Origin of the sequence: Polynucleobacter sp. MWH-Svant-W18 (genome assembly GCF_018687495.1) — a bacterium.
Classification (GTDB): domain Bacteria; phylum Pseudomonadota; class Gammaproteobacteria; order Burkholderiales; family Burkholderiaceae; genus Polynucleobacter.
Genome location: NZ_CP061293.1, coordinates 579,729 through 605,859 on the forward strand (window position 1 = coordinate 579,729; position 26,131 = coordinate 605,859).

The following is a 26,131-nucleotide window of genomic DNA, read 5'->3' on the forward strand; positions in this document are numbered from 1 at the left end:
TCAATGGGGTGAGCTGCCACGCTAGAGCGTTTGCAGTAAGAGCCCCTATTTTAAGTCATTGGGTATGGTCTACCAAAAAGAGCCAGTCAGGTAAGGCTTTGGGCTTAAGGGTGGTCGTGTCTACACAAACGATATGTAGCGTTGCGCTTGCAATGACTTGCATCTCCTCGACGCCTTCATTGAGAACTTTTCGCTGGGCATTTTGTTTAACGACAACTTGAGAGCGCCCACGATGTTCAATCGTTTGATCAATATAAAGTAAATCATCAAGGCGACCTGGTTTATAAAAATGCATACTCAGTTCACGCACCGGTAGCAAGATGCCATGTTCATTAATGAGGATAGTCGGGGTCAGATCACGCTGCGCCAACCATTGCGCACGACTGCGTTCAAAGATTTCAAGATAGCGGCCGTGATAAACAAATCCAGCAGCATCAGTATCGGAATAGCAAACGCGGTGGATATACGGAGTAGGTGTGTGGGTAGTATTCATCAGGTGATAAGGCGGATTAAGTATTCTGTGGCAATAAGAGCATCATATTACGATGGGGAATGCCGGCCTCATCATAGACAGGACCGTCCGCAACAAACCCGTGCTTTTCATAAAAGGGTATCGCATATGCCTGAGCATGTAATGACAGTGTCTGCAGACCTTCTGCTTTTGCTAAATCCATGAGGCTACTTAATAATGCTGTGCCAATGCCCTGTTTCCGAAAGGCAATCAGTACTGCCATTCGACCAATTTGGGCTTGATGAGTATTTATTTTGACTAAGCGTGCAGTGCCGACACCTAGGGTATTTACGTAAGCTAAGGCATGCCGAGACGGAGGGTCAAATTCATCGATCTCCATGGCTTCGGGCACACCCTGTTCCTCAATAAACACTTCCCTGCGTATCGAGAAAGCCTCTTCAAAGGCTTGCTGCCAGGATTTAATAACAATTTCCACCTTGATCCATGCTCCAAATAGGGATTTTTCCCTAATGTACCAAAGCGTAGGGGCTTATCAGGGGCTTGTAGGAATATGACAGGCAGTCATGTTTCCATGGTTACAATGAAATCAGGTGCCTATTGGGCTCCGTTTGAACCCTTTTAATTGCTTAGGAGTTATCTTGAAAAAATCATTACTTGCTGGTTTGTTTGTTGCCGCTGGCCTAGCTTTTGCAGCATCTGCATCTGCTCAGCTACCTGCAAAAATGTTGCCATTGGCAGCCGAAGTTGCTGTGCTGACAGCTACTGTAGATTCTGTTGATGTAAAGAAGCGCATTGTTGTGTTGAAAGATGCTAACGGTAATTTGGTACAAATGAACGTTGCTAAATCTGTAAATGATTTGGATAAAGTTAAAAAGGGTGATGTATTTGTTGTTGAGCATGCCCAAGCGATTGCAATTGGTTTAACTGCAGCAGGTAAAGATGCTAAGCCAGGTGTTTCTGGTGTGCGTTCTGTATCAGTAGCTGGCAAAGGTTCTGCTAAGCCATTTGAAGAAGTGACTGACACTGTTTATGCAACTGTAAAGATTTCAACAATCGATCAAAAAACCCGTATCGTGACTTTCACATTGCCAAGTGGCGAGAAGCAAAAAGTGAAAGTGGATCAGGCTGTTTTAGGTCTTGAGAAATTTAAAGCGGGTGATGACGTCATTGTTGAGTTTGTTGACGACACAGCAATTGGTTTCGTAACACCGAAGAAGTAATCTACGCCTACTGGTTTAAGCCAGAAAGCAGTAAAAAAGCCCGCAAATGCGGGCTTTTTGTTTGGCATAAAGTATGCCTAACTATTTTTTAGGATTCGGGAAGAAGAGTTGTTCGCCACCAATTTGATAGCTAGCAATTACATCTTGACCATTTTTAGAAATCAGCCAATCAATAAAGGCTTGGCCTTCCGCTTTTTTCACATGCGGGAACTTTGCTGGATTTACCAACATCACACCATATTGATTGAATAACTTTGGATCCCCTTGAACCAGAATCACGAGATCACCTCGGTTCTTAAAGCTTAACCAGGTTCCTCTATCAGCCAAAATATAAGCGTTCATAGCGGAAGCAGTATTTAGGGCTGGGCCCATGCCTGAGCCTGTTTCCTTATACCAAGAGCCCGTCGGAGTAATGCTGGCACCTTTCCAATAGCGTAGTTCAGCAGCATGCGTACCGCTCTTATCACCACGCGATACAAATGGCGCTTGTGCAGCAGAAATTTTTTGGAGAGCGACTTGAATATCTTTGCCGCCACCTACTTTGGCTGGATCCGATTTAGGTCCAATCAAGACGAAATCGTTGTACATCACTTCATTGCGTTTGGTCGAATAACCTTCCTGTACAAAAATCTCTTCTGCAGGCTTATCGTGCACAAACACGACATCAGCATCTCCACGACGACCAATATCTAAAGCCTGCCCAGTTCCAACCGCAACCACCTTTACATCAATTCCGGTCTTCATTTTGAAGATTGGCAAGATGAAACCAAATAGGCCAGACTGTTCGGTGGATGTGGTGGAGGACACCACAATGCTCTTCTCTTGAGCTAGAGCAGGCGTGATGAGTAAGTTGCATACGGCAATCGTGATGGCCAATAAACGGCAGGTGGTGAATGTCATGAATCTGTGTCCTGATTTGTTTGGGTGACGAAAGATGGAAGAGATAGTTTACCTCTGCTAAATAATATAAACTGACTTGAAAATTTTACTTGGGGCTGCATTGCGTAAATTTATTTTATCCCTCGTCTTTTTCCTTTCTCAAGGGCTCTACGCTCAACCGGTAACGGTTGCTGTAGCCGCAAATATGAAAGAGGCTTTTGCCGAGATCAATGTCGCTTTTAAAACAAAAGGGGGCTCTGACTTGAGGGTGGTCTATGGATCATCTGGAAACTTTGCTGCTCAGATTATGAATGGAGCACCCTTTAACTTGTTCATATCCGCAGATGAGCATTTCCCGCTGGAGCTTTATCAGCAGGGCAAGACAGTGGATGAGGGAGCAATTTATGCCATTGGTAAATTGGCGCTGATTGCAAAGAATTCTTCTGACATGAAGTTGCTCGATAGTAAGGCTGATTTAGCAAGAGCTATTTCCAAAGCAAATAAGATCGCGATTGCTAAGCCGGAATTGGCGCCATATGGTAAGGCTGCCGTTGAATATCTCAAGGCTGAAGGCTTGTTGGACCTTGCTAAAGAGAAGTTAATCTATGGCGACAATATTGGTGTGGCAACGATGTATGTTGTCACTGGTGCTGCTGATCTGGGTTTTACTGCGCTATCGTTGGCAAAGTCTGCGGAAGTTTCTAAAGATACGAATTTCATTTTAGTGAATAGCAAGCTCTATGAACCTATCAAGCAGCGCATGGTCTTAATCAAAGGCGCACCCCGAGAGGCGATCGCTTTATATCAATTTATTCAAACTCCTCAAGCGAAATCGATTCTGCAAAAGTACGGTTACAGCACCCCCTAAGTTTTCTCTCGACCCCAATTAGCGACTTTCTTTTGTTGCAGATCAAGCTCCATTGAGTCAAGAGGGTTCATCATGTGCTGAACAATGCTGATTTTCCATGAATGATATTCATTCTCATTTGGGGATATAATCGCGCTATAAGCCACTAAATAAGCAGATTGCATGAATTTGGATCAAGTCGAACTCGACGCTCTGTACCGTGTTATCAAGGTCATTGCCCCTCAGGGTGCCCCTCAAATAAAGGGTCAGTTGGAAGATATTGGGTTCTTACCGGGCGAGCAGGTTTCTGTTTTGCGCAAAGGTCTGCTTGGCAAAGGTCCTTACATGGTTCGAGTGGGCACCTCGACATTTGCATTGCGTCAATCTGAGGCGCGCATGATCTCGGTTGAATGTGCACCCCATGCCTGAATCTAAAATTCATTTTTTCCCCAATGAGCCACTCATTGCGCTTCTGGGAAATCCAAATTGTGGAAAGACTGCACTCTTTAATTTACTCACTGGCAGTCGTCAGAAGGTAGCAAATTATTCTGGTGTGACGGTTGAGCGCAAGGAAGGTCTGTTAAGTCTGAGCTCTGGCAAGCAAATCCGAATTCTCGATTTACCGGGCGCCTATAGTCTCTATCCGCGTTCTCTCGATGAGCGGGTTACCTGCAATGTATTGCTAGGTAGGGCAGAAGGGGAGAAGCGTCCTGATTTAGTCATCTGCGTACTGAGCGCAATGAACTTGCGGCGCAATCTGCGTCTAGTCCTTGCAGCCAAGCGTTTGGGCTTACCTTGTATCGTAGTTCTGAATATGCTTGATATTGCCAAGCGCCAAGGCTTACAAATTGATACAGCTGCACTCTCACGTCAATTGGGTTTACCAGTACTGACGAGTATTGGCATTCAAACTGATGGTGCAGATGAGATTAAACATTTCTTATCCAACCTAGATTGGCGCAATCTGAGTGCATATCAAACGGGTAGCAGTGATGCCACGCTAGAAAATGCCGCATCCCATATTGCGCATACTGAATCAGACAATGTGCAAGTCCAGAAAATTCTGCAAACTCTGAACTTAGATCAAATTATTCCTGATCATCTCAGTGATCGCTTGGATTCAGTATTACTCCATCCGGTGTTTGGCCCGATGATTTTGGTGACGCTCCTATTCTTTATCTTCCAGGCCGTATTTAGCTGGGCAACTTTGCCTATGGACTTGATTAAGGCAGGTGTAGAGTTGCTAGGTGGTCAAATCGCAGAGATCATGCCGAATACTTGGCTACGGAGTTTATTGATTAACGGTATTTTGGCTGGTCTTGGCGGAGTCATTATCTTTTTGCCGCAAATCTTGATTCTGTTCTTCTTCATTCTCTTGTTAGAAGAGTCTGGTTACTTGCCTAGAGCTGCCTTCTTGCTAGATCGTGTCATGGGATCGGTAGGCCTATCAGGCCGATCATTTATTCCCTTGTTATCGAGCTTTGCCTGTGCTATTCCGGGCATCATGGCAACCAGAAGTATTTCTAATGCGCGCGATCGCTTGGTTACCATTTTGATTGCGCCCATGATGACCTGTTCGGCACGCCTACCCGTGTATGCCTTACTAATCTCCGCCTTTATTCCCGAGAAAAAACTTTGGGGGAGTATCGATCTACAAGGATTAGTACTGTTCTCGCTGTATCTAGCGGGAATTTTGGGTGCGATGGCAATTGCTTGGATATTGAAACATTTTACGAGTACGCAATTCAGGATGAATGCACTGATGATGGAGTTGCCCAGCTATCACCTGCCACGCTTAGGTAATTTGGCGATGAGCTTGTGGCAACGTGCAGAGATCTTCTTGCGTAGAGTCGGCGGCATCATTTTGTTCATGACTTTGGTTTTATGGGTGTTATCGAGCTTCCCACTTCCACCGGAGGGCGCTACAGGCTCAGCGATTGAATATAGCTTTGCCGGTATGCTGGGTAAATTATTAGCCCATATTTTTTCACCGATTGGTTTTAATTGGGAAATTAGCATTGCCCTTGTGCCAGGCATGGCTGCGCGTGAAGTGGTGGTGAGCTCATTGGCAACCGTATATGCCTTATCTACCTCCAGTGCAGATGCGGCAGAAGCACTGATTCCCTTAATCTCCTCAAGCTGGTCTTTAGCTACCGCACTTTCTTTGCTCGCTTGGTTTGTCTTTGCGCCCCAGTGCTTATCGACGATTGCTGCAGTCAAACGGGAAACGGGTGGTTGGAAGATTCCGATCATCATGGTGAGCTACCTGTTTGGCTTAGCTTATCTTGCTTCGTTTATTACTTACCATACGGCAATTTCTCTTGGTCTAGGTTGAGCGGTTAAGCAGAGGTTAGGTAAAGCATTAAAATAATGGGCTATGTCTATTAATGCAAACCTAGCCGTTAAAATTTTTCTGCGTCTATTAGTGCTAACCGTTTGTTCTGGCTTACCAGTTGTCGCCTTTGCAGTTTTGCAAGATGAGATTCAGGTCTATGACAATGAAATTAATGCAAAGGGTGAGGCTAGTCTCGAGATTCACGTAAATAGTACCCCGCGTGGGGTGAACACACCCTCATACCCTGGCGAGGTGATGAATAACAATGGAGTGCGTGTTACACCAGAGCTTGCCTATGGTCTAGGTAATGACCTCGAAGCAGGACTCTATATCTCCTATGTTAATTACAACAATCAGTTTCAATATGCTGCTACAAAAGCGCGCCTGAAATGGTTGCCGATTCGACAGGATAAGGGAGATAGTTTCTTTGCGGGTGTGAACTTCGAAGTCTCAAATGTGCAGCCACAATTTGATGAGTCTCGCTATAACGGCGAAGCCCGTTTCATTATCGGCAAACAATTTGATGAATGGCTCTTCTCGTTCAACCCGATTATTGATATGCCGCTGTCTCAACCATACGTTCATCACGCGCCATATTTTTCAACTGCAACCCGTCTCTCTCGTGAGGTGATTCCGGATTTAGCGCTGGGTGTCGAGTATTACTCTAATCTGAATCAAATTGGCCAACCGACCACCTATCAAAACACTCAGCAATTGGGTTTCTTGATGATGTATTACGATGGCAAGCCGCTTGCATTCCAAGCAGGTATCGGCAAGGGCTTTACCAATAGCACTGACTCCTTAACCCTGAAGGCCATTTTTTCTATTCCTTTGGATTGAGTCTGAGTTAAAGTTTGCCAATGAATCTTGAATCTCACCAGATCGAAATCATTGGTTACTGCGCGGCATTCCTGACCACGATTGCATTCTTACCCCAGGCCATCCAGTCCTGGCGCACCCGGGACTTATCAGGTGTTTCCTTGGGAATGTATTGCTTGTTTACTGCTGGGGTAGGGCTTTGGTTGGTCTATGGGCTGATTATTGAGAAGTGGCCCTTGATATTGGCTAATGCTTTAACGTTTGCTTTAGCTCTCAGCATTTTGGCTCTCAAATTGCGTCATACTTTGAAACAGCAGAAATAATCATTCATTGAGAATATCCTCTAGAGAAGATTTTATGAGTTCAGAATTTGTCATTGACCCACCAGCAGTAGTTTCTCTTCCAGTGACGGGCGATACCCGTCGCTTTCCAGTTAATCGCATTTTCTGCGTGGGTCGCAACTATGCTGATCATGCGCGTGAGATGGGTCATGATCCTGACCGTGAACCACCATTCTTTTTTATGAAGCCGGCTAGCGCCATCGTGACTGATGGTAAGGATATGGCTTATCCCCATTTATCAAATGATGTTCATCACGAAATCGAAATGGTAGTTGCCATCGGTAAAGGTGGAGAAAATATTTCTGCGGATCATGCCTTAGAGCATGTCTATGGATACGGTGTTGGCTTGGATATGACTAGACGTGATCTCCAAGGCGAAGCTAAAAAGCTTGGCCGTCCTTGGGATACTGGCAAAGCATTTGATCAAGCCGCTCCCTGCGGCGCTATTACCCCAGCCGCACAATGCGGACATCTAGGTGAGGGCGTAGTCAAGTTACTAATCAATGGACAAGTGCGCCAAGAGGGTAATCTCAATCAACTGATTTGGGATGTTCCGGAAACGATTGCCTATCTATCCACCTTATTCACCTTAGAGCCTGGCGATTTAATTTTCACTGGCACCCCCGCTGGAGTCGGCCCCGTCAAAAAAGGGGATGTACTAGAGGCTAGCATTGAGGGCTTGGAAAGCTTAAAAACCACTATTCGTTAGTTGGTCAAATAGCTGAGATAGAATTGCCCCATGTATATGTTCCTACCTTTTCTGACAGCGTTCATTGGACTGATCTTAGTCTGGTTTGAGAAGCGTATTGCAGCATTATTCGTTTTGGCGATTACTGTCGGCATTCTGATGGTCTGGTTCCGCTTTCATGCGAATTCTCATTTGAATATTAGTCTGTGAGTAAAGCTACTCTTCCTTCTCTTGCTGCCCTAGGTAATCAACTGTCTCTGCTGGCAGTGATTAGTGTTTTATCGTATGCCTTTGTTGATCAACTGTATTTTGGCGAGATGCCTTGTCCGCTTTGTTTGATGCAGCGCGTTGGTTTTGTCATCATTGGCTTTGCAATCGTTCTGAATATTCGTTGTGGTGCCCACAGTGCGCATTACGGCTGGGCTATTTTGGGCGGACTAGTCGGCATGATGGTTTCATTACGCCAAGTGTTCTTGCACATTCTGCCCGAAGACAAGGGATTTGGCAGTACTTTCTTGGAATTGCATTTTTACACCTGGGCCTTTGTAGGCTATATGGGCCTCTTGGCTGGTCAGGCGATCTTATTGATGCTGCCCAATCGTGAGGTGCGTTCACGTTCTTGGTTTGCCAACACTCTAGTGATTGTTTTTATTATCTTGGTGTTCGGTAATTTACTGTCTACATTGCTCGAGTGTGGTGTTGGTCCTTGCGCTGATGATCCTGTCAAATACGATGGCTGGTTTTGGTTGCGTAGTCGACTGGGTTTCTAATTCCATTTAGTGATGCCATTATCTAGGCTGCTGCAAAGCCTTTTCCTTGTTTGCTTCTTGGTATTTAGCGCTGCCAATACCCAGGCCCAAGTCAAGTCTTCACAAGGCTCTTGGCCAAATCAACCGATTCGGATTATTGTTACCTTCACTCCGGGTGGTGCACCCGATATTCTGGCGCGTGTTTTAGCGGAAAGTTGGCAGCAAAGTCTTGGCGTCCCGGTCTTAGTGGAGAATCGTCCAGGCTTTGGCGGCAATATCGGCGCCGATCTAGTGGCTAAGAGTGAGCCGGATGGCTATACCTTGCTGATTGGAACGGTAGGGATTCATGCGATTAATGGCGCTCTTTATGAAAAGCTATCCTATGATCCTGTGAAAGATTTCACGCCCATCAGTTTTTTGGCAAGCACGCCCAATGTATTGATTGTGAACAAGCAATTGGGAGTGAGCAATCTTCATGACCTTATTGAGTTGGCTAAAGCTAAACCGAATCAACTCACCTTTGGCTCATCTGGTGTTGGTACTTCCTTGCATATGTCTGGTGAGTTATTTAAGGACGTAGCAGGAATTCAAATTCGCCACATTCCGTATAAGGGGCGTGCACAATCCTTGCCTGATTTAGTCAGTGGTCGAATTTCGATGCTGTTTGATAACTTATCTTCCTCGTTGCCCTTGATTAAAGCGGGGGAGGTGCAAGCCTTAGGAGTCACTACCTTAAAGCGTTCACCAGCTGCGCCAGATATTCCAACCTTTGCAGAGCAGGGTCTGCCGGGATTTGAGGCGGTATCTTGGTTCTCTTTAATGGCTCCAGCTAATTTATCGCCAGCGATTCAGAAAAGACTCAATCGATTAACCCGCCAGACATTGGATAGCCCTGATGTAAAAAATCGACTCTTGGCAGGCGCGCTAGAACCCGCACCTGGAAGCCCACAAGAACTGAGTAGATTGATTACAGCAGAGTCTCGTAAGTGGAGTAGAGTGGTATTACAGTCTGGAGCTAAATTAGATCAGTAATATTTTCTTTACTTGTCAGCTTGACCAGATTTGAAGCGTTAAAAGGTGAGAGGCCTGTAAAAACTGGCTCAGAAGTGTGGTTCACAAAATAGGGGCAATCATGAAACAGCTCAATAAATTCAGCATCTTAGCGATGATCTGCACAGCCTTGCTGGCATCTATCCCCATAGCGGCAAAAGCTGGCAATGTGGGCTGGAATGTTTCAGTTGGCGGCGGTTATGGTGGCGGTTGGCGTCCAGCAGCTTATGGCCCAGGGTATGGTCCTGGTTGGGGTGCAGGATGGGGGCCAGGTTGGCGAGGCAATTGGGCTTATGGTGGCGGCTATTACGGTCCTTATGCTGGCTACTATGCTCCGCCAGTTGTATATGCACCGCCTGTAGCTTATTTGCCGCCTCCTCAACCGATGGTATTGGCAGCTCAGCCACAACCTGCAGTTTGGTATTACTGTGAAGCAAGTGGTAAATATTTTCCTTATGTACAAGACTGCCCAAGTGGCTGGCAAACCCAACCCGCAACACCGCCAACCAGTAATGCTCAAGCAAAACGTCCACAGTACTAACATTTCACAATATTTAAAGGTTTGATATGACACGATTTTTTCGCACTGCAGTGCTCGCTGCATCTGTACTCGCTTCATTAACTGCCTGCGTCTCAGCACCAACAGGACCAACCGTCGCCATCATGCCGCGCGAAGGTAAACCATTTGAAGTATTTCAACAAGAAGATCAACAATGTCGCGATTTTGCAGTGAACGCAATTAAAGACACCAGCAATGCGGCATTAAAAGAAGGCGCAACCAGTGCTGCAATCGGTGCAGCCTTAGGTGCAGCAGCTGGCGCGGTGATTCAGGGTGGAAGCAGCCAAAATATTGGCACCGGAGCGGGCATTGGTCTTCTGGGGGGTGCAGCAATGGGTGCGATGAACTCAGCAGGTAAACAAAATCAAGCGCAGGTGCAGTACAACATTGCTTATCAGCAGTGCATGTACTCTAAAGGCAATCAAGTGCCAAGTTATGCAGCACCAGCAACAGGTTCACCAGCGTATCGCTAGAGCGATCAGTCAATAAATCTGACTGAGGTTCAAACCTCAACCGGCGGATGCGTTCTTTCATAGCGCTCCGCCGTTTTTCTAAAGAGGTAGAGCAAAAAGCAGGCAGCTAATCCTAGGCTAATGCTGTTACCAGCCCAAAAGCCATTAGCACCTTGTAAGAAACTTGGCACATTACCAAATACATTAAAGCCCATTAGGTATCCGCCACCAAGGCCTACTCCCCAAAGAGAACCTGCGTAAATAAGCATCGGCCAAAACGCAATACGATAAGCACGCAAGATAAATGCTGCAGTGATTTGTAAAGCATCAAAGACTTGATAAAACGCGATAAATAAAAATAGCGGGATGGAGAAAGCTTTTACCTCTGCAGGCGGGTCATACAAATCCAATAACTGCATTCTGAAAAACCACACTGCAATGCCGATGGTGATGCAGGTGGCAGTTGTAAAGACTACAGAGGACCAACCAATCTCTTCAGCACGCTCGGGCTTGTTGGCGCCAATCGATTGCGATACCAAGGTCATAGTCGCAATCGAGAGTGAGAGTGGCACCATGTACATGACGGTGCCCATATTAGCCACAATTTGATGTCCTGCTAATGCGGTAGTGCCTAAGCGGGCAATAAACAGTGACATAAATGTAAATGAAGTCACCTCAATCAAATAGCTAAAGCCGATTGGGGCACCCAGTCTTAGGAGCGTCCAAATGCGTTGCCAATCTGGCATGCTAAAGCGCGCAAAGATTGCAAAGGGCTTGTAAAAACGATCCAAGATGACAAAGCCTAAGGTCATCAATAGCCAAGACCAGTTAATGATGACCGTAGCTACTGCGCAACCAGGGCCGCCCATGGCCTCAATCCCAAAACCACCATAAATAAATAGCAAGTTCAGTGGCAGTTTTAATCCTAAGCCAATCAGTTGCACGACGGTAATCACGGCAGGGCGCGAGACCGCATTGTGTAATGCCATTAAAACGCGCATGCCCATACTGGCAGGCAAGCCAATTGCTAAGATGCTGAGGTACAGTCTTGCCTTGCCTTCAATATCCGGACTAATTTGGGAGATGGCTAAGAGATGATCGGCATTGAGTAAGACATAGCAGCCTAATATTGTCAGACCTAAAGCCAACCAAGTAGCTTGGCGTACTTCTTCGCCGATTTCGGAATAGCGTTTTGCGCCAAAGAGTTGACCCGCAATCGGTGCTAGGGCAGAGACCACTCCAGTTAAGCCAACATAGATGCTAATGAAGATGGCAGAAGCCATTGCCAGTGCAGCCAAGTCTTCTGCTGAGTAGCGTGCAGTCATGGCAGTATCTAATACACCAAAGGCGATGACCGCTAATTGGCCAATCAGCAAGGGGCCAGCAAGTTTGAGTAGGGATGGAACATCCTCGCGCAGGCGCGATAGCTTAAAGTGCAGCACTATTTACTCCGGTGTGACTTCGTAAAGACGTAGGCGTTCATCGCGGTCAGCAGCGCGACGGTCTTCCCAAATGAGGTGGAGTTTTTTATTATTCAGCTTTGCATACGCCTTGGCTTCGGTCTGATTGTGGGTCAGCATCCAAGGGCAATCGGGATCATCACGCAAGGTCAGCTTAGTGAAGTAACTAAATGACGCTAACTGTGCAGGGCCAATGCTGCTGGTATTAATACAGCCACCACCTGAAGGCACTACTTGAGCTAAGCGTGCAGATACCTGACGATAGGTTTTGGCGTAGTTAATAGTGGGTAACCAAAGTGTCATCAACAAGACCCACATTAAAGTAGTGCCAGATGCGGAGATGATGAGGCAACGCCAGATTTCTTTAGGGGCACGTGAAGTTCTCCAACGCACTACCGCAAGCCAAGCGCCAGTAATGACAAGTGCCACCACAAAGGCGAGCAAATTAAATTGAAATTGAAAACCTGGCAACAATCTTGCTAAGTTGGCTGCGGTCGATTCTGGATAGCCAGTGACCTTAGCAAGCCAAATGACCCAAATAGCAATCGCGATCAGCGTAAAGCTGAACATCGCGAACCAATCGATAAAACTAATCATGCTGCGCTTGAGAACGGGGAGGCTAAAGGCAGCAATGATCGAGAGGCTTGGAATCAAAATGAGTAAGTCATGTTCATTGGCCTCAGAACGGAACAAGACATAAATCAAACTGCCGATAAATAAACTCAGTGGAATACACAGGTGCGGTGCGCGCCAAGCTCCTGCATCTTTAGCGCGGCCCCAGTGTGCTAGTGAGATCATCGCTAAAGGCCAGATTGGCCAAGCGTAGGCCCAAAAGTTCACACTCAAGAATCCGATGGATTCAATCGATGGGAAAAATTGCATGTCTGGTAAATTGCGCCAGCCTTCTTCAGCAATATGACGCCATTCGGCTGGTAGAGCAGTGAGGTACCAAAGGGCTGGCCAGATCGCAAAACCAATCAATCCAATGACTGTGCTCGTTACGGTCCAGCGAAAACGCAATTTAGCATTGCTTGCAATCACCGCCATGATGGTGGCAGTGACAATCATCAAACTTAAAGTGAGATTGCTTGAGAGTGCCACGATGGCAATCCCAAGTCCCGTCCACAAGCCGCCTTGCCAGGGCTTATCTAAGCCACGCACTGTGCCATAGAGCACGATGCTAATACCCATCAATTGGGCCATCATCGGGGTCGTCTCATGACCACGCTGTGCAAGACCAATGCAAGCGAGGAAGATGAGTAATGCCCCATCAGCCAAAGTCATGCCATAACTCTTAGAGTCTGGTTGACCGCCAACAGCCAGTGCCATCGGTTGTACTTCGCGACGACGACCTAATAGATAAGTGGCATACCAAATCGCCAGCGCTGCAGCAAAGAAGCAGATGGCAGAATAAATTCGGGCAGCATTAGCAGCACCAATCCAAGGGCCAAATAATTTAATGAGTGTGGCACCCATCCAATACGGAAGTGGTGCTCCTAGTGAAACATCTCGACCTGCTATATGGGGAACTATCCAATCAATGGAGTTGCCCCGAAACAAAGTCCACATGCCACCAAAGCCGATGGCATCTTCATTCTTCCAGGGATCCCGAAAGAAGAGACCAGCAAAACCATAGACCAAGGTCAGCGCAAAAATAATGATGCGCGGAATCGATCTAGTGGCAGCGGCGGTAAGTTTGACCATGGGCGAAGTTCAAAATAAAAAAGGCAGCAAACGCTGCCTTGATTATCTCGCAGAGAAGGGCATTGCCATACCCTGCGAATGAAAAGGTATTAAGCCTTCTTCTTTGCTGTCTTTTCAGCAGCTTTAGCTTCTGCAGCAGCCGCTTTTTTCTCAGCAGTCTTCGCAGCGCCATCACCAGTTGCCTTAGCAACGGCTTTGGTACCGAATTTCTGACGGAATTTCTCAACACGACCAGCGGTATCCATGATTTTCTGGGTACCAGTATAGAAAGGGTGTGATTCAGAAGAAGTCTCGATCTTGGCCAATGGATATTCATTGCCATCTTCCCACTTGATTGTCTCTTTAGTGGACATAGTGGAGCGAGTCTTAAAGCTGAAGTTGTTGGAAACGTCTACAAAGACGATTTCACGATATTCGGGGTGAATGCCAGGTTTCATTTTGAGTCCTATGAGCGGGTAGCCGTTTAAGTTATTGACAAGTTCTTAACCTAAATACTTTCCCAAGTTAAAAGCAGTAAAGGCGAAATTATGCCATGAAATCAACAACAAAGCGCATCTTTAGGGTCTAAAAAGGGCTAAAACAGCCCTCTAGACCCCTAAATTAGCCTCCGCGACGCATTAGGTCGAAGAATTCGCCGTTGTTTTTAGTCGATTTGAGCTTATCGACGATGAAATTCATCGCCTCGATATCGTCCATATCAGCCAGCAATTTACGCAATACCCAGATCTTCTGGAGGTTCTCAGCCTTGACCAAGAGCTCCTCACGGCGGGTACCAGATTTATTGAGGTTAATCGATGGGTAAACACGACGCTCAGCCAAACGACGCTCAAGATGTACTTCCATATTGCCTGTACCTTTGAACTCTTCGTAGATGAGGTCATCCATACGGCTACCGGTTTCGATCAGAGCAGTAGCGATGATGGTGAGTGAACCGCCTTCTTCAATATTACGGGCTGCACCAAAGAAGCGTTTTGGACGTTGTAAGGCATTAGCATCCACACCACCGGAAAGGACTTTGCCTGATGAAGGAACAACTGTGTTGTATGCACGAGCAAGACGCGTAATCGAGTCAAGCAAGATGATCACATCTTTACCCATCTCGACTAAACGCTTGGCTTTCTCAATCACCATCTCGGCCACTTGAACGTGACGCACTGCTGGTTCATCAAAAGTAGAGGCAACAACTTCACCGCGCACGGAGCGTTGCATTTCGGTTACTTCCTCAGGGCGCTCGTCTACGAGCAGAACAATCAAAATGGCTTCAGGATTGTTGGCTGCGATTGCATGTGCAATATGCTGCATCATCACGGTCTTACCAGACTTCGGTGATGCCACAATCAAGCCGCGCTGACCATAACCAATCGGCGAGATCATGTCGATGATGCGGCCTGTTAAGTTCTCTTCAGCCTTGATGTCACGCTCTAAAGAGATGACGCGGTTCGGGTGCAGGGGCGTTAAGTTCTCGAACATGATGCGGTTCTTGAGCGCTTCTGGCGCTAAACCGTTGATCTTGTCTACCTTGACCAATGCAAAGTAACGCTCACCATCTTTCGGGGTACGCACTTCACCTTCAACGCTGTCACCAGTGTGCAAGTTAAAGCGGCGGATCTGTGCAGGAGAGATATAAATGTCATCTGGTGAAGCCATGTAAGAGGCTTCAGGAGAACGTAAGAAACCAAAGCCATCAGGCAAGACCTCTAAAGTGCCGTCGCCAAAAACGGTTTCACCAGCCTTGGCGCGTTTCTTCAGAATGGCAAACATCAATTCTTGTTTGCGCATCCGCTGGGTGTTTTCAATTTCCAAGCCAGCTGCCATTTCAAGCAGGGCAGATACGTGGAGGCCTTTGAGTTCAGTTAATTGCATGTGGTTCTCGGGTGCTGATAAAGATAAATAGGGGAAAAGAGTTTTGGGGTGTTGCTGCGCTGATTGAGATCACGCAGATGTGGGAAAACAGAATTTTGGAATTTGCTAAAAGAAGGGGGAGGTAAATTGCTGGAAAGGAGTGCGTTTCTTAAAAATCCTGAAAGCACTGAACTACTGTTAAACGCAATACTACACTAAAAAACGGGTCTGACAAGTACTAGAAACAGGTAAAAACCACAGGCTCAGCTAGTGAACCTGTGGTCTGAGACGATTTACAGATGACTATCAATAAATGCAGTCAACTGAGATTTGGCCAAAGCGCCTACTTTTTGAGCAGCTACTGTGCCATTTTTAAATAGGATCAGGGTCGGAATGCCGCGGATATTGAACTGGGCAGGTACGCCTTGGTTCTCATCCACGTTCATTTTGGCAATTTGCAACTTGTCGCCATATTCACCGGAAAGCTCTTCCAGGATGGGGCCAATCATTTTGCAAGGACCACACCACTCAGCCCAGAAGTCGAGCAGAACAGGTTTATCGGACTTGAGGACGTCTTGTTCGAAGGAGGCGTCAGTTACATATTTAATGCCGGCACTCATGAAAATTCCTTGTTTAAGCTTATTTAGCGAGTTATTTAATTGTGGCGTTACAACGCTTATATTAGCAATAAGCGACACACTCTGCTCAAAATAGATAAATTACTCCATTAATGTCCCAGCCTTTTCCCACCATTTCTGATCAAAAGCAAGTGCAGCAATGGGCAATTACGCCTGATGCCAGCGCGCTTGAGCAGTTAGCAAAAGGGATATGGCATTGTGCGCTGCAAACCAAACAACGCCCCTTAGTGGTGCTCAGTACTGCAGGCCCGTTAATTGGCGTCAGGGCAGCACTTGAAAGGCACCGCCCCCCAGAGCTTGATCCCAAGATTGCTTTCTTACCGCAAGTGATTAGTTTTGCAGATTGGTTGGAAGCAGCGCCAGGCGCATGGAGATTTCCAAAAAAGCAAAGTGATTTAGAGAGATGGCTATCGGTCTACATCAATCTGCGTAAGCACCCCAAGCTCAAAGCTTGGTTTAAAGCAGAAAGTGATTCGGGTGCGTGGGGTTTAGCAAAGTCCGTCATTGATGCGTGCGACATTTTGTCCGAAGCCATCATGGTGCAATTACAGGCAGAATTAAATCAACTCATTGAGACTAATACGCTCGATGCAGAAGTATGGTCGCAACAACTAGGAGTCATGTTAGAAAAAATCATCGCTCAATCTTATCCAACGCTCTCTCGAAAAGTTGTTGATCAAGAATCAGAAGTGCTGCTGACCTTCTGGCGTTATTTGAGTAGCGCAGGGGATGCTGTATTTCGTAAACAATTTGCGATGGCAGCCCATTTACAGACAGCCAAAGCCAATCAAGATCAGGCTCGCCCCTTCATTTGGGTACAGACTGCAGACCCCAAGCCAATTGATCAAGAGCTGATTCGTCAGTACTTAAGTGACTATGCTCAATTCGCCCCTGTAGTCGATGTCTCATTGGATTGGCAATCCGTTGCTCTATGGTCTGAAGCACTAGCTGGAGTGAGTGCCGACGGTGAATTAGCTGAACTCACAGCCGATCAAGAGCAGCAACTGCAACAGAACATTCAAGCGGCACACTATCAAGATTGGCGTTTGATTTCTGCAAGGCGTTTTGAAGAATTGGCTTGGGCCGCAACCAAAGCGATTGAGTCCCATTTAATTGCTGGCAAAACCAATATTGCATTAGTGGCACAAGATCGTCTAGCTGCAAGAAGGGTGCGCGCACTCTTAGCGCGCTTAGGCCCTGCATTAAATATTCGTGATGAGACCGGCTGGAAGATTGATACCACGAGAGCTGCTGCGGCAATGAATAGTTGGTTAGAGCTGATACGTGCTCCCAAAGAGGGTCCAACAGCTAGTGCCCTGCTCGAGTTTCTCCAAAACCCTTGCTTAGATATCGCCGCCTGTTTAGAAAAACCACCTGAGCTTTGCATTGGCCTAGTAGCGCAGCTCGAAGACATCTTGATTGCCAGTCAAGCAAAAGCAGGTTGGGAAACTTTCTACCTCGCCATCGAGCGCGCGAATGCATATGCAGCTACCCACGAGGCATCGCCCAATGAATCTTTATTAAAGCTGCTGCAATTTATCCGTGAGCGCCATCATGCTTGGCAAGCGTTAAACCTCAATTGCGCAAATGCGTATGCACTCTTGCAGCGTAATTTACAAGACACTGGCATGGCCCAGTCTTTGGAGAAAGATGCCGCAGGCAAGCAGTTACTAGAGGTGATGAACAACTTTGATCTGGGATCAAGTGATTATCAAAGGGTAGCCATGCGCCTACCGGAGTGGATTAGCCTGATTAAATCTGCGCTGGAAGATGCCTCTTATGAAGAAGCGGGTAAAGAAGCAAAAGCAAACTTGAGCATCTTGCCGCTGAGCTCAACCCGCTTAAGAGTATTTGATGCAGTCGTAGTCATCGGTTGTGATGAGCAGCAATTGCCGGCGTTCTCTGAGCCACCATTATTTTTCTCAGATGCATTAAATCGTCTACTGAAAACTTCAACGATCAATGCGCAGTATGTACAACAAGCACGCGATTTCTCGCAACTCTTAATCAGTTGTGCCAATGTCGATTTGCTTTGGCAAAGTAAAAGTAAAAATGGTGAACCACTCAGACCTTCAGCCTGGATACAGCGCTTACAAATCCAGTTACCCGCTTGGAAGGTAAACCTTGCTAAGCCAGATGCGTATAGTGGCCTAGCTAAACCTGTTGAGCAGGCAGTTGCCAGCCTAGAGCGGGATTTGCCTTTGCCACTTTCCGTGAGTCCCAGTGCCTACAAGGCCTTGAGAGATTGCCCCTATAAATACTATGTGCGCAGTCTCTTGGGTCTAAGAGAAGCCAAAACATTTGAAGACGGCTTTGATGCTTCATTAGCGGGGCAATCTTTGCATGCCTTGCTACGCAATTTTTATCAGGCACTTAAGACTGAAGAACAAAAAGCAGGTTCACCCATCATTGATAACATGTCCGCGCGGCGTGCATGGATGGAGCGTGAGTTATCGGCGATTTCTGAAAAAGAATTTAAGCGCATAATTGAGGGTGACAGCAGAGTGCTAGGGACCTTACGGGATTGGCAAAAACAAATCCCGAGTTTTGTCGCCTGGCAACTGCAAAGAGAGAGTCAAGGCTGGCGTTATCACAATGCAGAGCATAAGGTTGGATTTGATCTGCATTTTGTTGGCCTTGATGGCGAACATCGCATCATTCGTATTGAAGGGCGCGCCGATCGTTTTGACATCAATCTTCAGAACCCAGAACAAGCAGAAGTGATTGATTACAAAAATCAGTCTATGGCCAAGATTAAAAAGCGGGCCGAGCATGTCCTGGATGACCCACAGCTACTCATCTATGCTCGCGCCGCCAATGAAAGCCCCACCAGCGCCCATCTGCAGGGGCGCCAGGTCGATCATGCCCAGTGGGTATCACTCAAAGTGGATATCAAGCGCGATAAAAAACTACAGAGAGCACTAGAGATCGAAGATGTTTCTCAATTAATGCCTCAGTTTGATCAGCAAATTACCGTAGACATGCAAAACCTGTGGTCCAGAAAGCCTATGACGGCATTTGCACCAGATGGTGTCTGCAAATACTGTGAAGCAAGAGGAATTTGCAGAAAGGGGATGTGGTGAAGCAGTTTAATAATGCCATCGCCTGTGACCCGAATAAATCGGTGATTGTTTCTGCCTGTGCGGGCAGTGGCAAAACTTGGTTATTGGTCGCACGCATGATTCGACTCTTGCTTGCGGGTGCTAAGCCATCGGAAATTCTGGCATTAACCTTTACACGCAAAGCTGCCCAAGAAATGCGTGATCGGCTTTACAGTTTGCTCGAGCAATTTTCAACTATGAGTGATATAGCGCTCATGGAAGAATTGTGCAAAAGAGGTTTAGACAATAACGAGGCTAAAGCATTGCTGCCCCAGGCCAAAGGGCTCTACAGTAAGGTACTTGCAAGCCCCCAGTCGATTGTGATTGATACCTTCCATGGCTGGTTTGGCAGATTATTAAACGCAGCTCCGATCTCAGCAGAAGTGCAGCCTGGCTTTAGTTTGCGAGAAGACGGTAAAAGACTCTTAGAAGAGTGCTTAGATGATTGGTGGGGTGACCTGCCGCCGGATCTGAGGGCGCACTATGACATTTTGCTGAAACAGTTGGGCGCAAGCAATACCGAGAAATTCTTGATGGGCAATTACGGCCTGATGAAGCAAAGAGGTGCCTGGACTTTCTTTGTTGAGGCATGCAAGAAGCAGGGCGTTACCCCGATAGAGCACTTCCAGCAATTCTTACCGAGACTTCATCTAGAAAATCCATTGCTGCGGATGTGGAATGCACCTACTGCTAGAGCAGATCTCGAGTTTTTAGTACGCTGCTTTGTGCACAGCAGCAAGCAAGAGTTGGCTTTTGTCCCTCAATTAGTCAATGCACTCGAGTGCATGCAGAGGGGTGGTGATGTGATGGAAATCGCTGCGACCTTGCAAACAGTCTTTTTAAATGGTGATGGTGAGCCACGCGATAACACCAACCGAGCCCTAAGCGCGGTTCAGGAATACCTCAAAGCTGAAGGCCAAGCACATCTGCAAGATGATCACGTGGCCTACAAACAAGCTTGGGCACAAGCATTTGTAGAGTACCTCGCTTGGCAAGCAGAAAAAGATATCTATGAACTCAATCTGGCATGGTTTGCCATGAGTGAGCGCATGATGGATCATGCAGCTGCAGCAAAAGAAGCCATGCGCGTGCGTGACTTTGATGATTTAGAAATCGGTGTCAGTAAATTGATGGCCGACTACGCTAATGCAGCCTATTTGCAGGCACGACTGGATGCTAGATACAAACACATCCTAGTAGATGAGTTTCAGGATACGAATCCATTGCAGTGGCAAATTTTGCGTTCATGGTTTGAGGCTTATGGCCAAGCCAAAGATAAGCCGAGTGTCTTTATTGTGGGCGATCCTAAGCAATCAATTTACCGCTTTCGCAGAGCAGACCCCCGTTTGTTTTCCAGTGCCAAAGCATTTTTACAGTCAGAGATGGGTGCGGTAGCACTAGATCAAGACACTACACGCCGCAATGCGCCCAAAATTAATACCGCAGTGAACGAGACCTTTGCGCCATCGCAATTGCCGCCTACGTATGAGTTCCATGAGCAAGATACTTTGTGGGAGCCATTATTTGAGGGCTTGCCAAATGCGCCCTATGCCAATGAAGGTGAGGCAGCGCTCTTACCGTTAGTGCCATACGTCAAAGAAGAGTTGGCGCCGCGAGAGGGTAATGCCTTTGATGCACCGATCACCGATGTCAATCAAACCGTGGCAGCAACCCAGCGCTATGCAGAAGGCCAGGCGATTAGTCGATTGATTCATCAAGTCATGGCAACACAGCAGGTGATTGATGAAGAAGAGGGTCGTAAGTTTTGGCGTCCCGCTAGAGAAAGCGATTTTCTATTGCTAGTGAAGCGCCGTAAATATTTACCGCAGTTTGAAAGGGCTTTGCGAGAAGCGGATCTAGCCTATGACAGTTCTAGACTGGGTGGACTACTCAATACCCTCGAGATTGACGATTTAATTGCATTACTGACTGTGTTGTTGTCGCCGCGCCATGATTTACCGCTCGCGCAAGTGCTGCGCAGCCCCATCTTTGGCTTTAGTGATCAGCAAATGCAAAGCCTCAGTATTGCCAAGGCGAATCATCCACAATATCGATCTTGGTGGGATGTTCTACAAGATAGCCCAGATGCCTTTGCGCAAAGAGCAGCCCGCTTTTTAGAGCATTGGCGGGTATTAGCAGAGCGTTTGCCAGTGCATGACTTATTAGATCAGATTTATCAAGAGAGCAATTTACGTGTGGCGTATGCAAGTAGTGCGCAGCCTTTGGCTCGTGCGCAGGTCATCGCCAACCTCGATGCCTTTTTGGAGCTTTCTCTCAATCAAGATGGTGGCCGTTATCCTAGTTTGAGTCACTTTATTGATGAGATCAATGCCATGCGTCGCAGCGATGATGATGAAACTCCAGACGAAGGCGATGTAGAGGCAGAATCCGATATTGAGCTCGCAGAAGTCGATGAAGATAGCGAGATGTCAGAGGAAGATAAGCATAAGCGCGTACGTCTGATGACCATTCATGGTGCCAAAGGATTGGAATCTCCCTTTGTGATCATTTTGGATGCTAATCATACGGTAGGCGCTTCTGATCATTCTGGCGTTTTACTAGAGTGGTCACCCAATGAGCGCAGCCCATCACACCTATCGATGTATACCAAGGCCAGCTTAACTTCACCGCGCAGTCACATTCGGGAAGAGGAAGAGCTCATTAGTCAGAATGAGAACTGGAACTTGCTCTATGTCGCAATGACTCGTGCCAAGCAAGGCTTATGGATTAGCGGAGTAGCAAAAGAGCCCACTACCAATAATCCGACTGGCCTAGATCCAAAATCTTGGTACGCCAGAGCACAGTTTGGCAAGCTGCCTACTTTAGAGTGGATTGAGGACAGTGGTGATAAAGCAGAGCAGTCAAAAAATCAAAGCGTAGCAAAAGCAAGCGCACCAATTAAAGATGTCGCTTCTGATATCTTTAGCATTGAAGATTTTCAGATTGCATGGGAGCCAGCAAGGCTTAGCCATCAACAGCAGTTGCTGGATATTGAAAATGGCACCACTGTGCAAGCTAGTGCGCCCGCAGCAACCGAACCCGACCCAGAAATTCTGGAAGAGGGCACGAACTTTCATAAGCTATTGGAGTTCCTGACTCCAGACTCTAGCAATCAAACAAAGCCGCCCATCCCAAGTGAGCAAGAACTCATCAATTGGTTAGGCGTAGATCAAGAGCATGCGAAAACATTGCTCACTCGCACTAAAACAGTCTTAGATACTCCAGAGCTCAAACGCTATCTCACATCAGGCGAATGGCTGCAAGCTTGGAATGAGCTCGATATTGCTAGTGAAGCTGGCAAGAGCTATCGCATGGACCGTCTAGTGGAGTTTGATGATCACCTCGTCATCATTGATTACAAACTCACCATTCCTAAAGTCGGTAGCGATAAATACGAACAATATCGCAAGCAACTCCAAAACTATCAGGCTGAACTCACCCGCATCCGTGGAGATAAGCCAAACAAGGCTTATTTGATTTCTGCTGAAGGCGAGATCGTCGAAGTGAAGTAAGTGCTTAAGCAGCAGCTTTGAACTTGTTAGCGATCAAAGCGCCTTTATTGAGCTTCTTTTCAACGGTCGAGATGGATTTCGATTCTCTTTTTACTTCGCCAAGCACTTGGTTGATAAATGTTTGCCAGCCTTCACCTTTAGACTTATAAAAGTCTAAAACATCTTTATCAATTCTGAGAGTGACTTGCTCTTTGACTCCGCTACCCAAGGGTCTACCACGACCACGAACTAGTCTAGGTCTGATTTTCTCCCACTCTTCATCGGTAAATGGAAGGCTATCTGGATCTGACATCGCCGCTTTTGTAACTGCAGCATCTTCTTCGGCACTCAGCCTAATTAGTTTCTTCTTCATAGATCTTCATCTCACGGTTATTTGCTTTTCGTAAACTGATGATTCTCATCGTTGCTTTCGACTCAACATAAACTACGCAATACAGACGTTCATGCATTGCGGCCAAGGCAATGCATCTTTCTTCACCGTAATTCTTTCTTTCATCGATCCAGCTTAAGGCTGTATTCCAATCAAGTAGACTTGCATCTGAGAGGGGTAGGCCATGTTTTCTGAGATTTGAATCATTTTTTGCCGAATCATAAGTGAATTTCATCGGAAATATTGTAGTTACGTTAAATCATAACATCAATGAATTAATATAACTACAAAAATTATGGGAATTCTCAGAAAAGTCCACTAGAATGTTAAATAAAGCACTATTATCAAATCATGGAACGCCCGCCCCTCATTGAACTAGTAGAACTTGTGCAGCCTTGGATTTACCGCGCCAGCATTTATCTGTCAAATGCCTTTTTAGATGACCCAGCCATCCTGGCGTTTGCTTTTTGTTGAACAAACAAAAAGGATAAGAGGGCAGCGCTAGACCACCTTCGGGTGGTTTTTTGTTGCCTAAATTTTGAGTAAATAGTCCTAAAACAACAAAAACAGGCTCATTTTTGCGGTTTTTACATATACTGTATAAACATACAGTATATTAATGACTATGACGCAAGTAAGCACCCCCGAAAATGTAACCCTCAGCCAGGCACCACAGGTCTTGGCAGGACATTTTGCTAGCTGTGAGCTCAAGTTACTGAGTCATCGGATTTCGGCTGGATTCCCCAGCCCAGCGGCAGATTACGCCGAAGAGGGCTTGGATCTGAATCATTACCTGGTGCAGAACAAACCCGCTACCTTCATGTTCACCGTAAAGGGAGACTCCATGCTCGGCGCCGGAATTTGTGATGGCGACAAAGTGGTAGTAGATAAAGCGCTCAAACCGAAACATAAAGACATCGTGGTGGCAGTCGTTGATGGTGAGTACACCATCAAGCGTCTCTATCAATTGCGTGGCCGCATTGAGCTCCAACCAGAAAATCCTAGCTATCAAGCCATTACTTTTAATGAAGGTAGTGAGTTGCAAATCTGGGGAGTAGTTGTTGGTGTTGTGCGTAAGTACAGCAATGCCAGCACGCGTTATCAGAAAGAGGCCAAGAGATGAGCTCGTCTTCCACAAACTCTTTATTTGCTTTAGTAGATGTCAACAACTTCTACGTTTCATGTGAGCGCGTCTTCCAGCCCAAGTTAGCAGAAGTGCCGATGGTAGTGCTCTCGAATAATGATGGCTGCGCAGTCGCACGTAGCGCGGAAGTCAAGGCCCTAGGCGTCAAGATGGGTACCCCTTGGTTTCAGATGGAAGCTTTAGCAAAAAAGCATGGCATCAAAGCCTACTCATCAAACTACACCTTGTATGGTGATATGAGTAGTCGTGTTGTGCAAGTCTTAAGAAAATTCACGCCCAACCTCGAGGTCTACAGCATCGATGAGAGCTTCTTGCAAATTGAGACTGTGCTCAAGCAATACGCAAACACCATTGAGCTTGGGAAAACCATCAAGCAGCAAGTAAAAGACACAACGGGCTTGCCAGTCTGCGTGGGCATTGGTGCGAGCAAGACCTTAGCGAAGCTGGCTAATCACTTAGCCAAGAAACACAAACAGTTTGCTGGAGTCTGCGATGTCAATGCCATGGCTAAACCAGAGCTTTATCAGTGGATGAGCGAGACTGAAGTGGGTGAGGTATGGGGTGTTGGCAGACAAATCGCTAAAAAACTCAAGGCTCAACATATTCAGAGCGTGTTCGATCTCTTGCAGGCCTCGCCCCAAGCGATGCGTCAGCAATTTGGCGTCGTGATGGAGCGCCTTTGCTATGAGTTACGCGGCATCTCTTGCTTGCAGCTTGAGGAAGTGGCGCCAGCCAAACAACAAATCATTGCCTCACGCAGCTTTGGCAAGTTGGTCACCAGTCAGATAGAGCTTGCTGAGTCCGTTGCTACCCATGTCGCCCGCGCAGCTGAAAAGCTCAGAACGCAAAACAGCACTACGGGTGCACTCACGGTATTTATTCAGACGAATCCGTTTAAGCAAAATGAACCGCAGCATCATCAAAGCGTCACCATTCCACTGGCTAATCCAACAGATAACACGCTGACATTAACCAATGCAGCCTTAGCAGGTCTGAAGCAAATTTATCAAGCTAACTTTCGATATAAGAAGGCAGGCGTGATTCTGAACCTCATCAGTGATAAGCCCACCATGCAGCAATCACTCTTTGATGATGTCGAGAGCAGAGGCAAATCAGCCAAGCTCATGAAAGCTGTGGATGAAATCAATAACCGTTTTGGTAATACCGCCATCAAATCGGCAGCTGCAGGTACCAACAGAACTAAACAAGCCTGGCAAATGCGCTCAGGCAATAAATCACCTAACTACACCACGCAGTGGGATGAATTACCGGTAGCTAGATAAAAGAACCCCAACGACATACAAAGGAGAAGCAAATGGACATACTAAATAACTTTAATGGCATCTCATTGGCAGCAATTATGGTGCTGTCGTACTGTGCAGTGCTGAAGAACACCAAGCGTCATGAAAGTGCCACAAAACAGGCATTTAATCGCAAGTCCCACTCGGGGATTTAAGAGATAAGTCTAAAAAACATATTGCTGTAGCAGGTTTTTTCGGGGAATAAGGAAATCACGGACTCCTTATTCCCTTATTTATTCTTGGACCTAGGAGAGCGTTATGCTTTCCTACACTCAATTCAGCCTTAATCACTACCCATCATCATCTCAATCCTCTACGCTGAACTCTTATATATAGAGGAGATTAGCTTTGCGAGTTTCTATTGAGTGTTCCCACAGGCGATTACAGCTATTTAAGATTCATTTAGATGCCCGCACTGTTCTAGTTTTGGCAATCATTTGGATGATTTGGGGAATTCTGAGGATGCTGAAAATCTTCTAAATCAGTCCATTTTCAGTGCTTATATATGGGAAGAAGGGTGGATGAGCCAAACCCCCGGCACTGGCAGAAATTGGGTTTGGCTGCTTCGTTCCCGACCTGACCAGGTTATCCAACCCACCATGCGGGGAGGCCCATCCACTTCCATTTTAGCTTGTTAGAATGTAAGAC

At 46.6% G+C, this 26,131-nt stretch carries 27 protein-coding genes and 1 other RNA gene; 17 read left to right on the forward strand and 11 right to left on the reverse strand.

The window, feature by feature from the left end; translation table 11 throughout:
- Positions 1-55 precede the first annotated feature (55 nt).
- Positions 56-493 carry a YbgC/FadM family acyl-CoA thioesterase gene (locus C2757_RS03115; RefSeq protein WP_215376023.1) on the reverse strand — a complete coding sequence of 146 codons (438 nt, stop codon included), beginning with the start codon at positions 491-493 and terminating at the stop codon, positions 56-58.
- 16 nt (positions 494-509) lie between these two features.
- Positions 510-947, reverse strand: a complete 438-nt coding sequence (locus C2757_RS03120; RefSeq protein ID WP_251366780.1) for a GNAT family N-acetyltransferase — start codon at positions 945-947, stop codon at positions 510-512.
- A gap of 163 nt (positions 948-1,110) precedes the next feature.
- Here C2757_RS03120 and C2757_RS03125 point away from each other — a divergent pair, with 163 nt between their 5' ends.
- Entirely contained in the window at positions 1,111-1,692 is a 582-nt protein-coding gene (locus tag C2757_RS03125) for a hypothetical protein (protein ID WP_251366781.1), read from the forward strand.
- A gap of 81 nt (positions 1,693-1,773) precedes the next feature.
- Here C2757_RS03125 and C2757_RS03130 read toward each other — a convergent pair whose 3' ends face one another.
- Complete coding sequence (locus tag C2757_RS03130; protein WP_215376026.1) at positions 1,774-2,592, reverse strand: substrate-binding domain-containing protein; 819 nt, start codon at positions 2,590-2,592, stop codon at positions 1,774-1,776.
- 76 nt (positions 2,593-2,668) lie between these two features.
- On the opposite strand from C2757_RS03130, the gene modA reads away from it, so the two are divergent.
- The 11 genes from modA to C2757_RS03185 all read left to right on the forward strand — a co-directional run bounded on the left by modA (position 2,669) and on the right by C2757_RS03185 (position 10,432).
- Positions 2,669-3,439 carry a molybdate ABC transporter substrate-binding protein gene (modA, locus tag C2757_RS03135; RefSeq protein WP_251366782.1) on the forward strand — a complete coding sequence of 257 codons (771 nt, stop codon included), beginning with the start codon at positions 2,669-2,671 and terminating at the stop codon, positions 3,437-3,439.
- A 162-nt stretch (positions 3,440-3,601) separates the two neighbouring features.
- Complete coding sequence (locus tag C2757_RS03140) at positions 3,602-3,847, forward strand: FeoA family protein (RefSeq protein WP_215376029.1); 246 nt, start codon at positions 3,602-3,604, stop codon at positions 3,845-3,847.
- Positions 3,840-5,753, forward strand: a complete 1,914-nt coding sequence (locus tag C2757_RS03145) for a ferrous iron transporter B (protein WP_215376031.1) — start codon at positions 3,840-3,842, stop codon at positions 5,751-5,753. Before C2757_RS03140 ends, C2757_RS03145 begins: the two co-directional genes overlap by 8 nt.
- 42 nt (positions 5,754-5,795) lie before the next feature.
- Positions 5,796-6,593 (forward strand): transporter, encoded by a 798-nt coding sequence (locus C2757_RS03150; protein WP_215376034.1) that lies wholly within the window; start codon positions 5,796-5,798, stop codon positions 6,591-6,593.
- Between the two features lie 20 nt (positions 6,594-6,613).
- Positions 6,614-6,895 (forward strand): SemiSWEET transporter, encoded by a 282-nt coding sequence (locus C2757_RS03155; RefSeq protein ID WP_215376036.1) that lies wholly within the window; start codon positions 6,614-6,616, stop codon positions 6,893-6,895.
- A gap of 34 nt (positions 6,896-6,929) precedes the next feature.
- Positions 6,930-7,622: a fumarylacetoacetate hydrolase family protein gene (locus C2757_RS03160; RefSeq protein ID WP_215376039.1), complete on the forward strand. Its 693-nt coding sequence runs from the start codon at positions 6,930-6,932 to the stop codon at positions 7,620-7,622.
- 30 nt (positions 7,623-7,652) lie between these two features.
- Positions 7,653-7,811: a DUF5993 family protein gene (locus C2757_RS03165; RefSeq protein ID WP_215376042.1), complete on the forward strand. Its 159-nt coding sequence runs from the start codon at positions 7,653-7,655 to the stop codon at positions 7,809-7,811.
- Complete coding sequence (locus C2757_RS03170; RefSeq protein ID WP_215376045.1) at positions 7,808-8,371, forward strand: disulfide bond formation protein B; 564 nt, start codon at positions 7,808-7,810, stop codon at positions 8,369-8,371. The genes C2757_RS03165 and C2757_RS03170 overlap by 4 nt, the downstream gene beginning before the upstream one ends.
- Before the next feature lie 12 nt (positions 8,372-8,383).
- Complete coding sequence (locus C2757_RS03175) at positions 8,384-9,382, forward strand: tripartite tricarboxylate transporter substrate binding protein (protein WP_215376048.1); 999 nt, start codon at positions 8,384-8,386, stop codon at positions 9,380-9,382.
- Positions 9,383-9,482: 100 nt separating this feature from the next.
- Positions 9,483-9,941, forward strand: coding sequence for a hypothetical protein (locus C2757_RS03180; RefSeq protein WP_215376051.1), 459 nt, complete (start codon positions 9,483-9,485; stop codon positions 9,939-9,941).
- Between the two features lie 26 nt (positions 9,942-9,967).
- Positions 9,968-10,432, forward strand: a complete 465-nt coding sequence (locus C2757_RS03185) for a glycine zipper family protein (RefSeq protein ID WP_215376054.1) — start codon at positions 9,968-9,970, stop codon at positions 10,430-10,432.
- A 29-nt stretch (positions 10,433-10,461) separates the two neighbouring features.
- Here C2757_RS03185 and C2757_RS03190 read toward each other — a convergent pair whose 3' ends face one another.
- The 5 genes from C2757_RS03190 to trxA all read right to left on the reverse strand — a co-directional run bounded on the left by C2757_RS03190 (position 10,462) and on the right by trxA (position 16,037).
- Positions 10,462-11,853, reverse strand: coding sequence for an MATE family efflux transporter (locus C2757_RS03190; protein WP_215376057.1), 1,392 nt, complete (start codon positions 11,851-11,853; stop codon positions 10,462-10,464).
- Between the two features lie 3 nt (positions 11,854-11,856).
- On the reverse strand, positions 11,857-13,575 hold the full coding sequence (locus C2757_RS03195) for a glycosyltransferase family 39 protein (RefSeq protein WP_215376060.1): 1,719 nt from the start codon (positions 13,573-13,575) through the stop codon (positions 11,857-11,859).
- 89 nt (positions 13,576-13,664) lie between these two features.
- Positions 13,665-14,012, reverse strand: coding sequence for a type B 50S ribosomal protein L31 (locus tag C2757_RS03200; protein WP_114637034.1), 348 nt, complete (start codon positions 14,010-14,012; stop codon positions 13,665-13,667).
- Positions 14,013-14,175: 163 nt separating this feature from the next.
- Positions 14,176-15,438 carry a transcription termination factor Rho gene (gene rho / locus C2757_RS03205; protein WP_215376063.1) on the reverse strand — a complete coding sequence of 421 codons (1,263 nt, stop codon included), beginning with the start codon at positions 15,436-15,438 and terminating at the stop codon, positions 14,176-14,178.
- A 272-nt stretch (positions 15,439-15,710) separates the two neighbouring features.
- Positions 15,711-16,037, reverse strand: coding sequence for a thioredoxin TrxA (gene trxA / locus C2757_RS03210; protein WP_068948270.1), 327 nt, complete (start codon positions 16,035-16,037; stop codon positions 15,711-15,713).
- Positions 16,038-16,147: 110 nt separating this feature from the next.
- On the opposite strand from trxA, the gene C2757_RS03215 reads away from it, so the two are divergent.
- On the forward strand, positions 16,148-19,138 hold the full coding sequence (locus C2757_RS03215; protein WP_215376066.1) for a PD-(D/E)XK nuclease family protein: 2,991 nt from the start codon (positions 16,148-16,150) through the stop codon (positions 19,136-19,138).
- On the forward strand, positions 19,135-22,668 hold the full coding sequence (locus C2757_RS03220) for an exodeoxyribonuclease V subunit beta (RefSeq protein ID WP_251366783.1): 3,534 nt from the start codon (positions 19,135-19,137) through the stop codon (positions 22,666-22,668). The genes C2757_RS03215 and C2757_RS03220 overlap by 4 nt, the downstream gene beginning before the upstream one ends.
- A gap of 4 nt (positions 22,669-22,672) precedes the next feature.
- Here the strand turns inward: C2757_RS03220 and C2757_RS03225 are convergent, their stop codons facing one another.
- Positions 22,673-23,020 carry a BrnA antitoxin family protein gene (locus tag C2757_RS03225; RefSeq protein WP_215376069.1) on the reverse strand — a complete coding sequence of 116 codons (348 nt, stop codon included), beginning with the start codon at positions 23,018-23,020 and terminating at the stop codon, positions 22,673-22,675.
- Positions 23,001-23,273 carry a BrnT family toxin gene (locus tag C2757_RS03230; protein WP_215376072.1) on the reverse strand — a complete coding sequence of 91 codons (273 nt, stop codon included), beginning with the start codon at positions 23,271-23,273 and terminating at the stop codon, positions 23,001-23,003. Before C2757_RS03230 ends, C2757_RS03225 begins: the two co-directional genes overlap by 20 nt.
- Before the next feature lie 384 nt (positions 23,274-23,657).
- On the opposite strand from C2757_RS03230, the gene C2757_RS03235 reads away from it, so the two are divergent.
- From C2757_RS03235 to C2757_RS03245, 3 genes are read left to right on the forward strand one after another with little or no spacing between them, the layout of a single operon-like run.
- Positions 23,658-24,161, forward strand: coding sequence for a LexA family transcriptional regulator (locus C2757_RS03235; RefSeq protein WP_215376074.1), 504 nt, complete (start codon positions 23,658-23,660; stop codon positions 24,159-24,161).
- On the forward strand, positions 24,158-25,465 hold the full coding sequence (locus C2757_RS03240; protein WP_215376077.1) for a Y-family DNA polymerase: 1,308 nt from the start codon (positions 24,158-24,160) through the stop codon (positions 25,463-25,465). Before C2757_RS03235 ends, C2757_RS03240 begins: the two co-directional genes overlap by 4 nt.
- A 32-nt stretch (positions 25,466-25,497) precedes the next feature.
- The gene (locus C2757_RS03245) at positions 25,498-25,638 is read left to right on the forward strand and encodes a hypothetical protein (protein WP_215376080.1); all 141 of its coding nucleotides are present in this window, start codon (positions 25,498-25,500) and stop codon (positions 25,636-25,638) included.
- Between the two features lie 362 nt (positions 25,639-26,000).
- Here C2757_RS03245 and ffs read toward each other — a convergent pair.
- Positions 26,001-26,099: signal recognition particle sRNA small type (ffs, locus tag C2757_RS03250), an RNA gene on the reverse strand.
- Positions 26,100-26,131 lie beyond the last annotated feature (32 nt).

What these genes read in the sequence shown, in the direction of transcription:
- C2757_RS03200 (WP_114637034.1), bottom strand. Translation starts at nt 14,012, where the DNA reads ATGAAACCTGGCATTCACCCCGAATATCGTGAAATCGTCTTTGTAGAC.
- C2757_RS03160 (WP_215376039.1), top strand. Translation starts at nt 6,930, where the DNA reads ATGAGTTCAGAATTTGTCATTGACCCACCAGCAGTAGTTTCTCTTCCA.
- C2757_RS03145 (WP_215376031.1), top strand. Translation starts at nt 3,840, where the DNA reads ATGCCTGAATCTAAAATTCATTTTTTCCCCAATGAGCCACTCATTGCG.
- C2757_RS03115 (WP_215376023.1), bottom strand. Translation starts at nt 493, where the DNA reads ATGAATACTACCCACACACCTACTCCGTATATCCACCGCGTTTGCTAT.
- C2757_RS03155 (WP_215376036.1), top strand. Translation starts at nt 6,614, where the DNA reads ATGAATCTTGAATCTCACCAGATCGAAATCATTGGTTACTGCGCGGCA.
- C2757_RS03185 (WP_215376054.1), top strand. Translation starts at nt 9,968, where the DNA reads ATGACACGATTTTTTCGCACTGCAGTGCTCGCTGCATCTGTACTCGCT.
- C2757_RS03215 (WP_215376066.1), top strand. Translation starts at nt 16,148, where the DNA reads ATGTCCCAGCCTTTTCCCACCATTTCTGATCAAAAGCAAGTGCAGCAA.
- C2757_RS03140 (WP_215376029.1), top strand. Translation starts at nt 3,602, where the DNA reads ATGAATTTGGATCAAGTCGAACTCGACGCTCTGTACCGTGTTATCAAG.
- C2757_RS03225 (WP_215376069.1), bottom strand. Translation starts at nt 23,020, where the DNA reads ATGAAGAAGAAACTAATTAGGCTGAGTGCCGAAGAAGATGCTGCAGTT.
- C2757_RS03195 (WP_215376060.1), bottom strand. Translation starts at nt 13,575, where the DNA reads ATGGTCAAACTTACCGCCGCTGCCACTAGATCGATTCCGCGCATCATT.
- rho (WP_215376063.1), bottom strand. Translation starts at nt 15,438, where the DNA reads ATGCAATTAACTGAACTCAAAGGCCTCCACGTATCTGCCCTGCTTGAA.
- C2757_RS03180 (WP_215376051.1), top strand. Translation starts at nt 9,483, where the DNA reads ATGAAACAGCTCAATAAATTCAGCATCTTAGCGATGATCTGCACAGCC.
- C2757_RS03130 (WP_215376026.1), bottom strand. Translation starts at nt 2,592, where the DNA reads ATGACATTCACCACCTGCCGTTTATTGGCCATCACGATTGCCGTATGC.
- C2757_RS03165 (WP_215376042.1), top strand. Translation starts at nt 7,653, where the DNA reads ATGTATATGTTCCTACCTTTTCTGACAGCGTTCATTGGACTGATCTTA.
- C2757_RS03150 (WP_215376034.1), top strand. Translation starts at nt 5,796, where the DNA reads ATGTCTATTAATGCAAACCTAGCCGTTAAAATTTTTCTGCGTCTATTA.
- C2757_RS03240 (WP_215376077.1), top strand. Translation starts at nt 24,158, where the DNA reads ATGAGCTCGTCTTCCACAAACTCTTTATTTGCTTTAGTAGATGTCAAC.
- C2757_RS03235 (WP_215376074.1), top strand. Translation starts at nt 23,658, where the DNA reads ATGACTATGACGCAAGTAAGCACCCCCGAAAATGTAACCCTCAGCCAG.
- trxA (WP_068948270.1), bottom strand. Translation starts at nt 16,037, where the DNA reads ATGAGTGCCGGCATTAAATATGTAACTGACGCCTCCTTCGAACAAGAC.
- C2757_RS03245 (WP_215376080.1), top strand. Translation starts at nt 25,498, where the DNA reads ATGGACATACTAAATAACTTTAATGGCATCTCATTGGCAGCAATTATG.
- C2757_RS03175 (WP_215376048.1), top strand. Translation starts at nt 8,384, where the DNA reads ATGCCATTATCTAGGCTGCTGCAAAGCCTTTTCCTTGTTTGCTTCTTG.
- C2757_RS03230 (WP_215376072.1), bottom strand. Translation starts at nt 23,273, where the DNA reads ATGAAATTCACTTATGATTCGGCAAAAAATGATTCAAATCTCAGAAAA.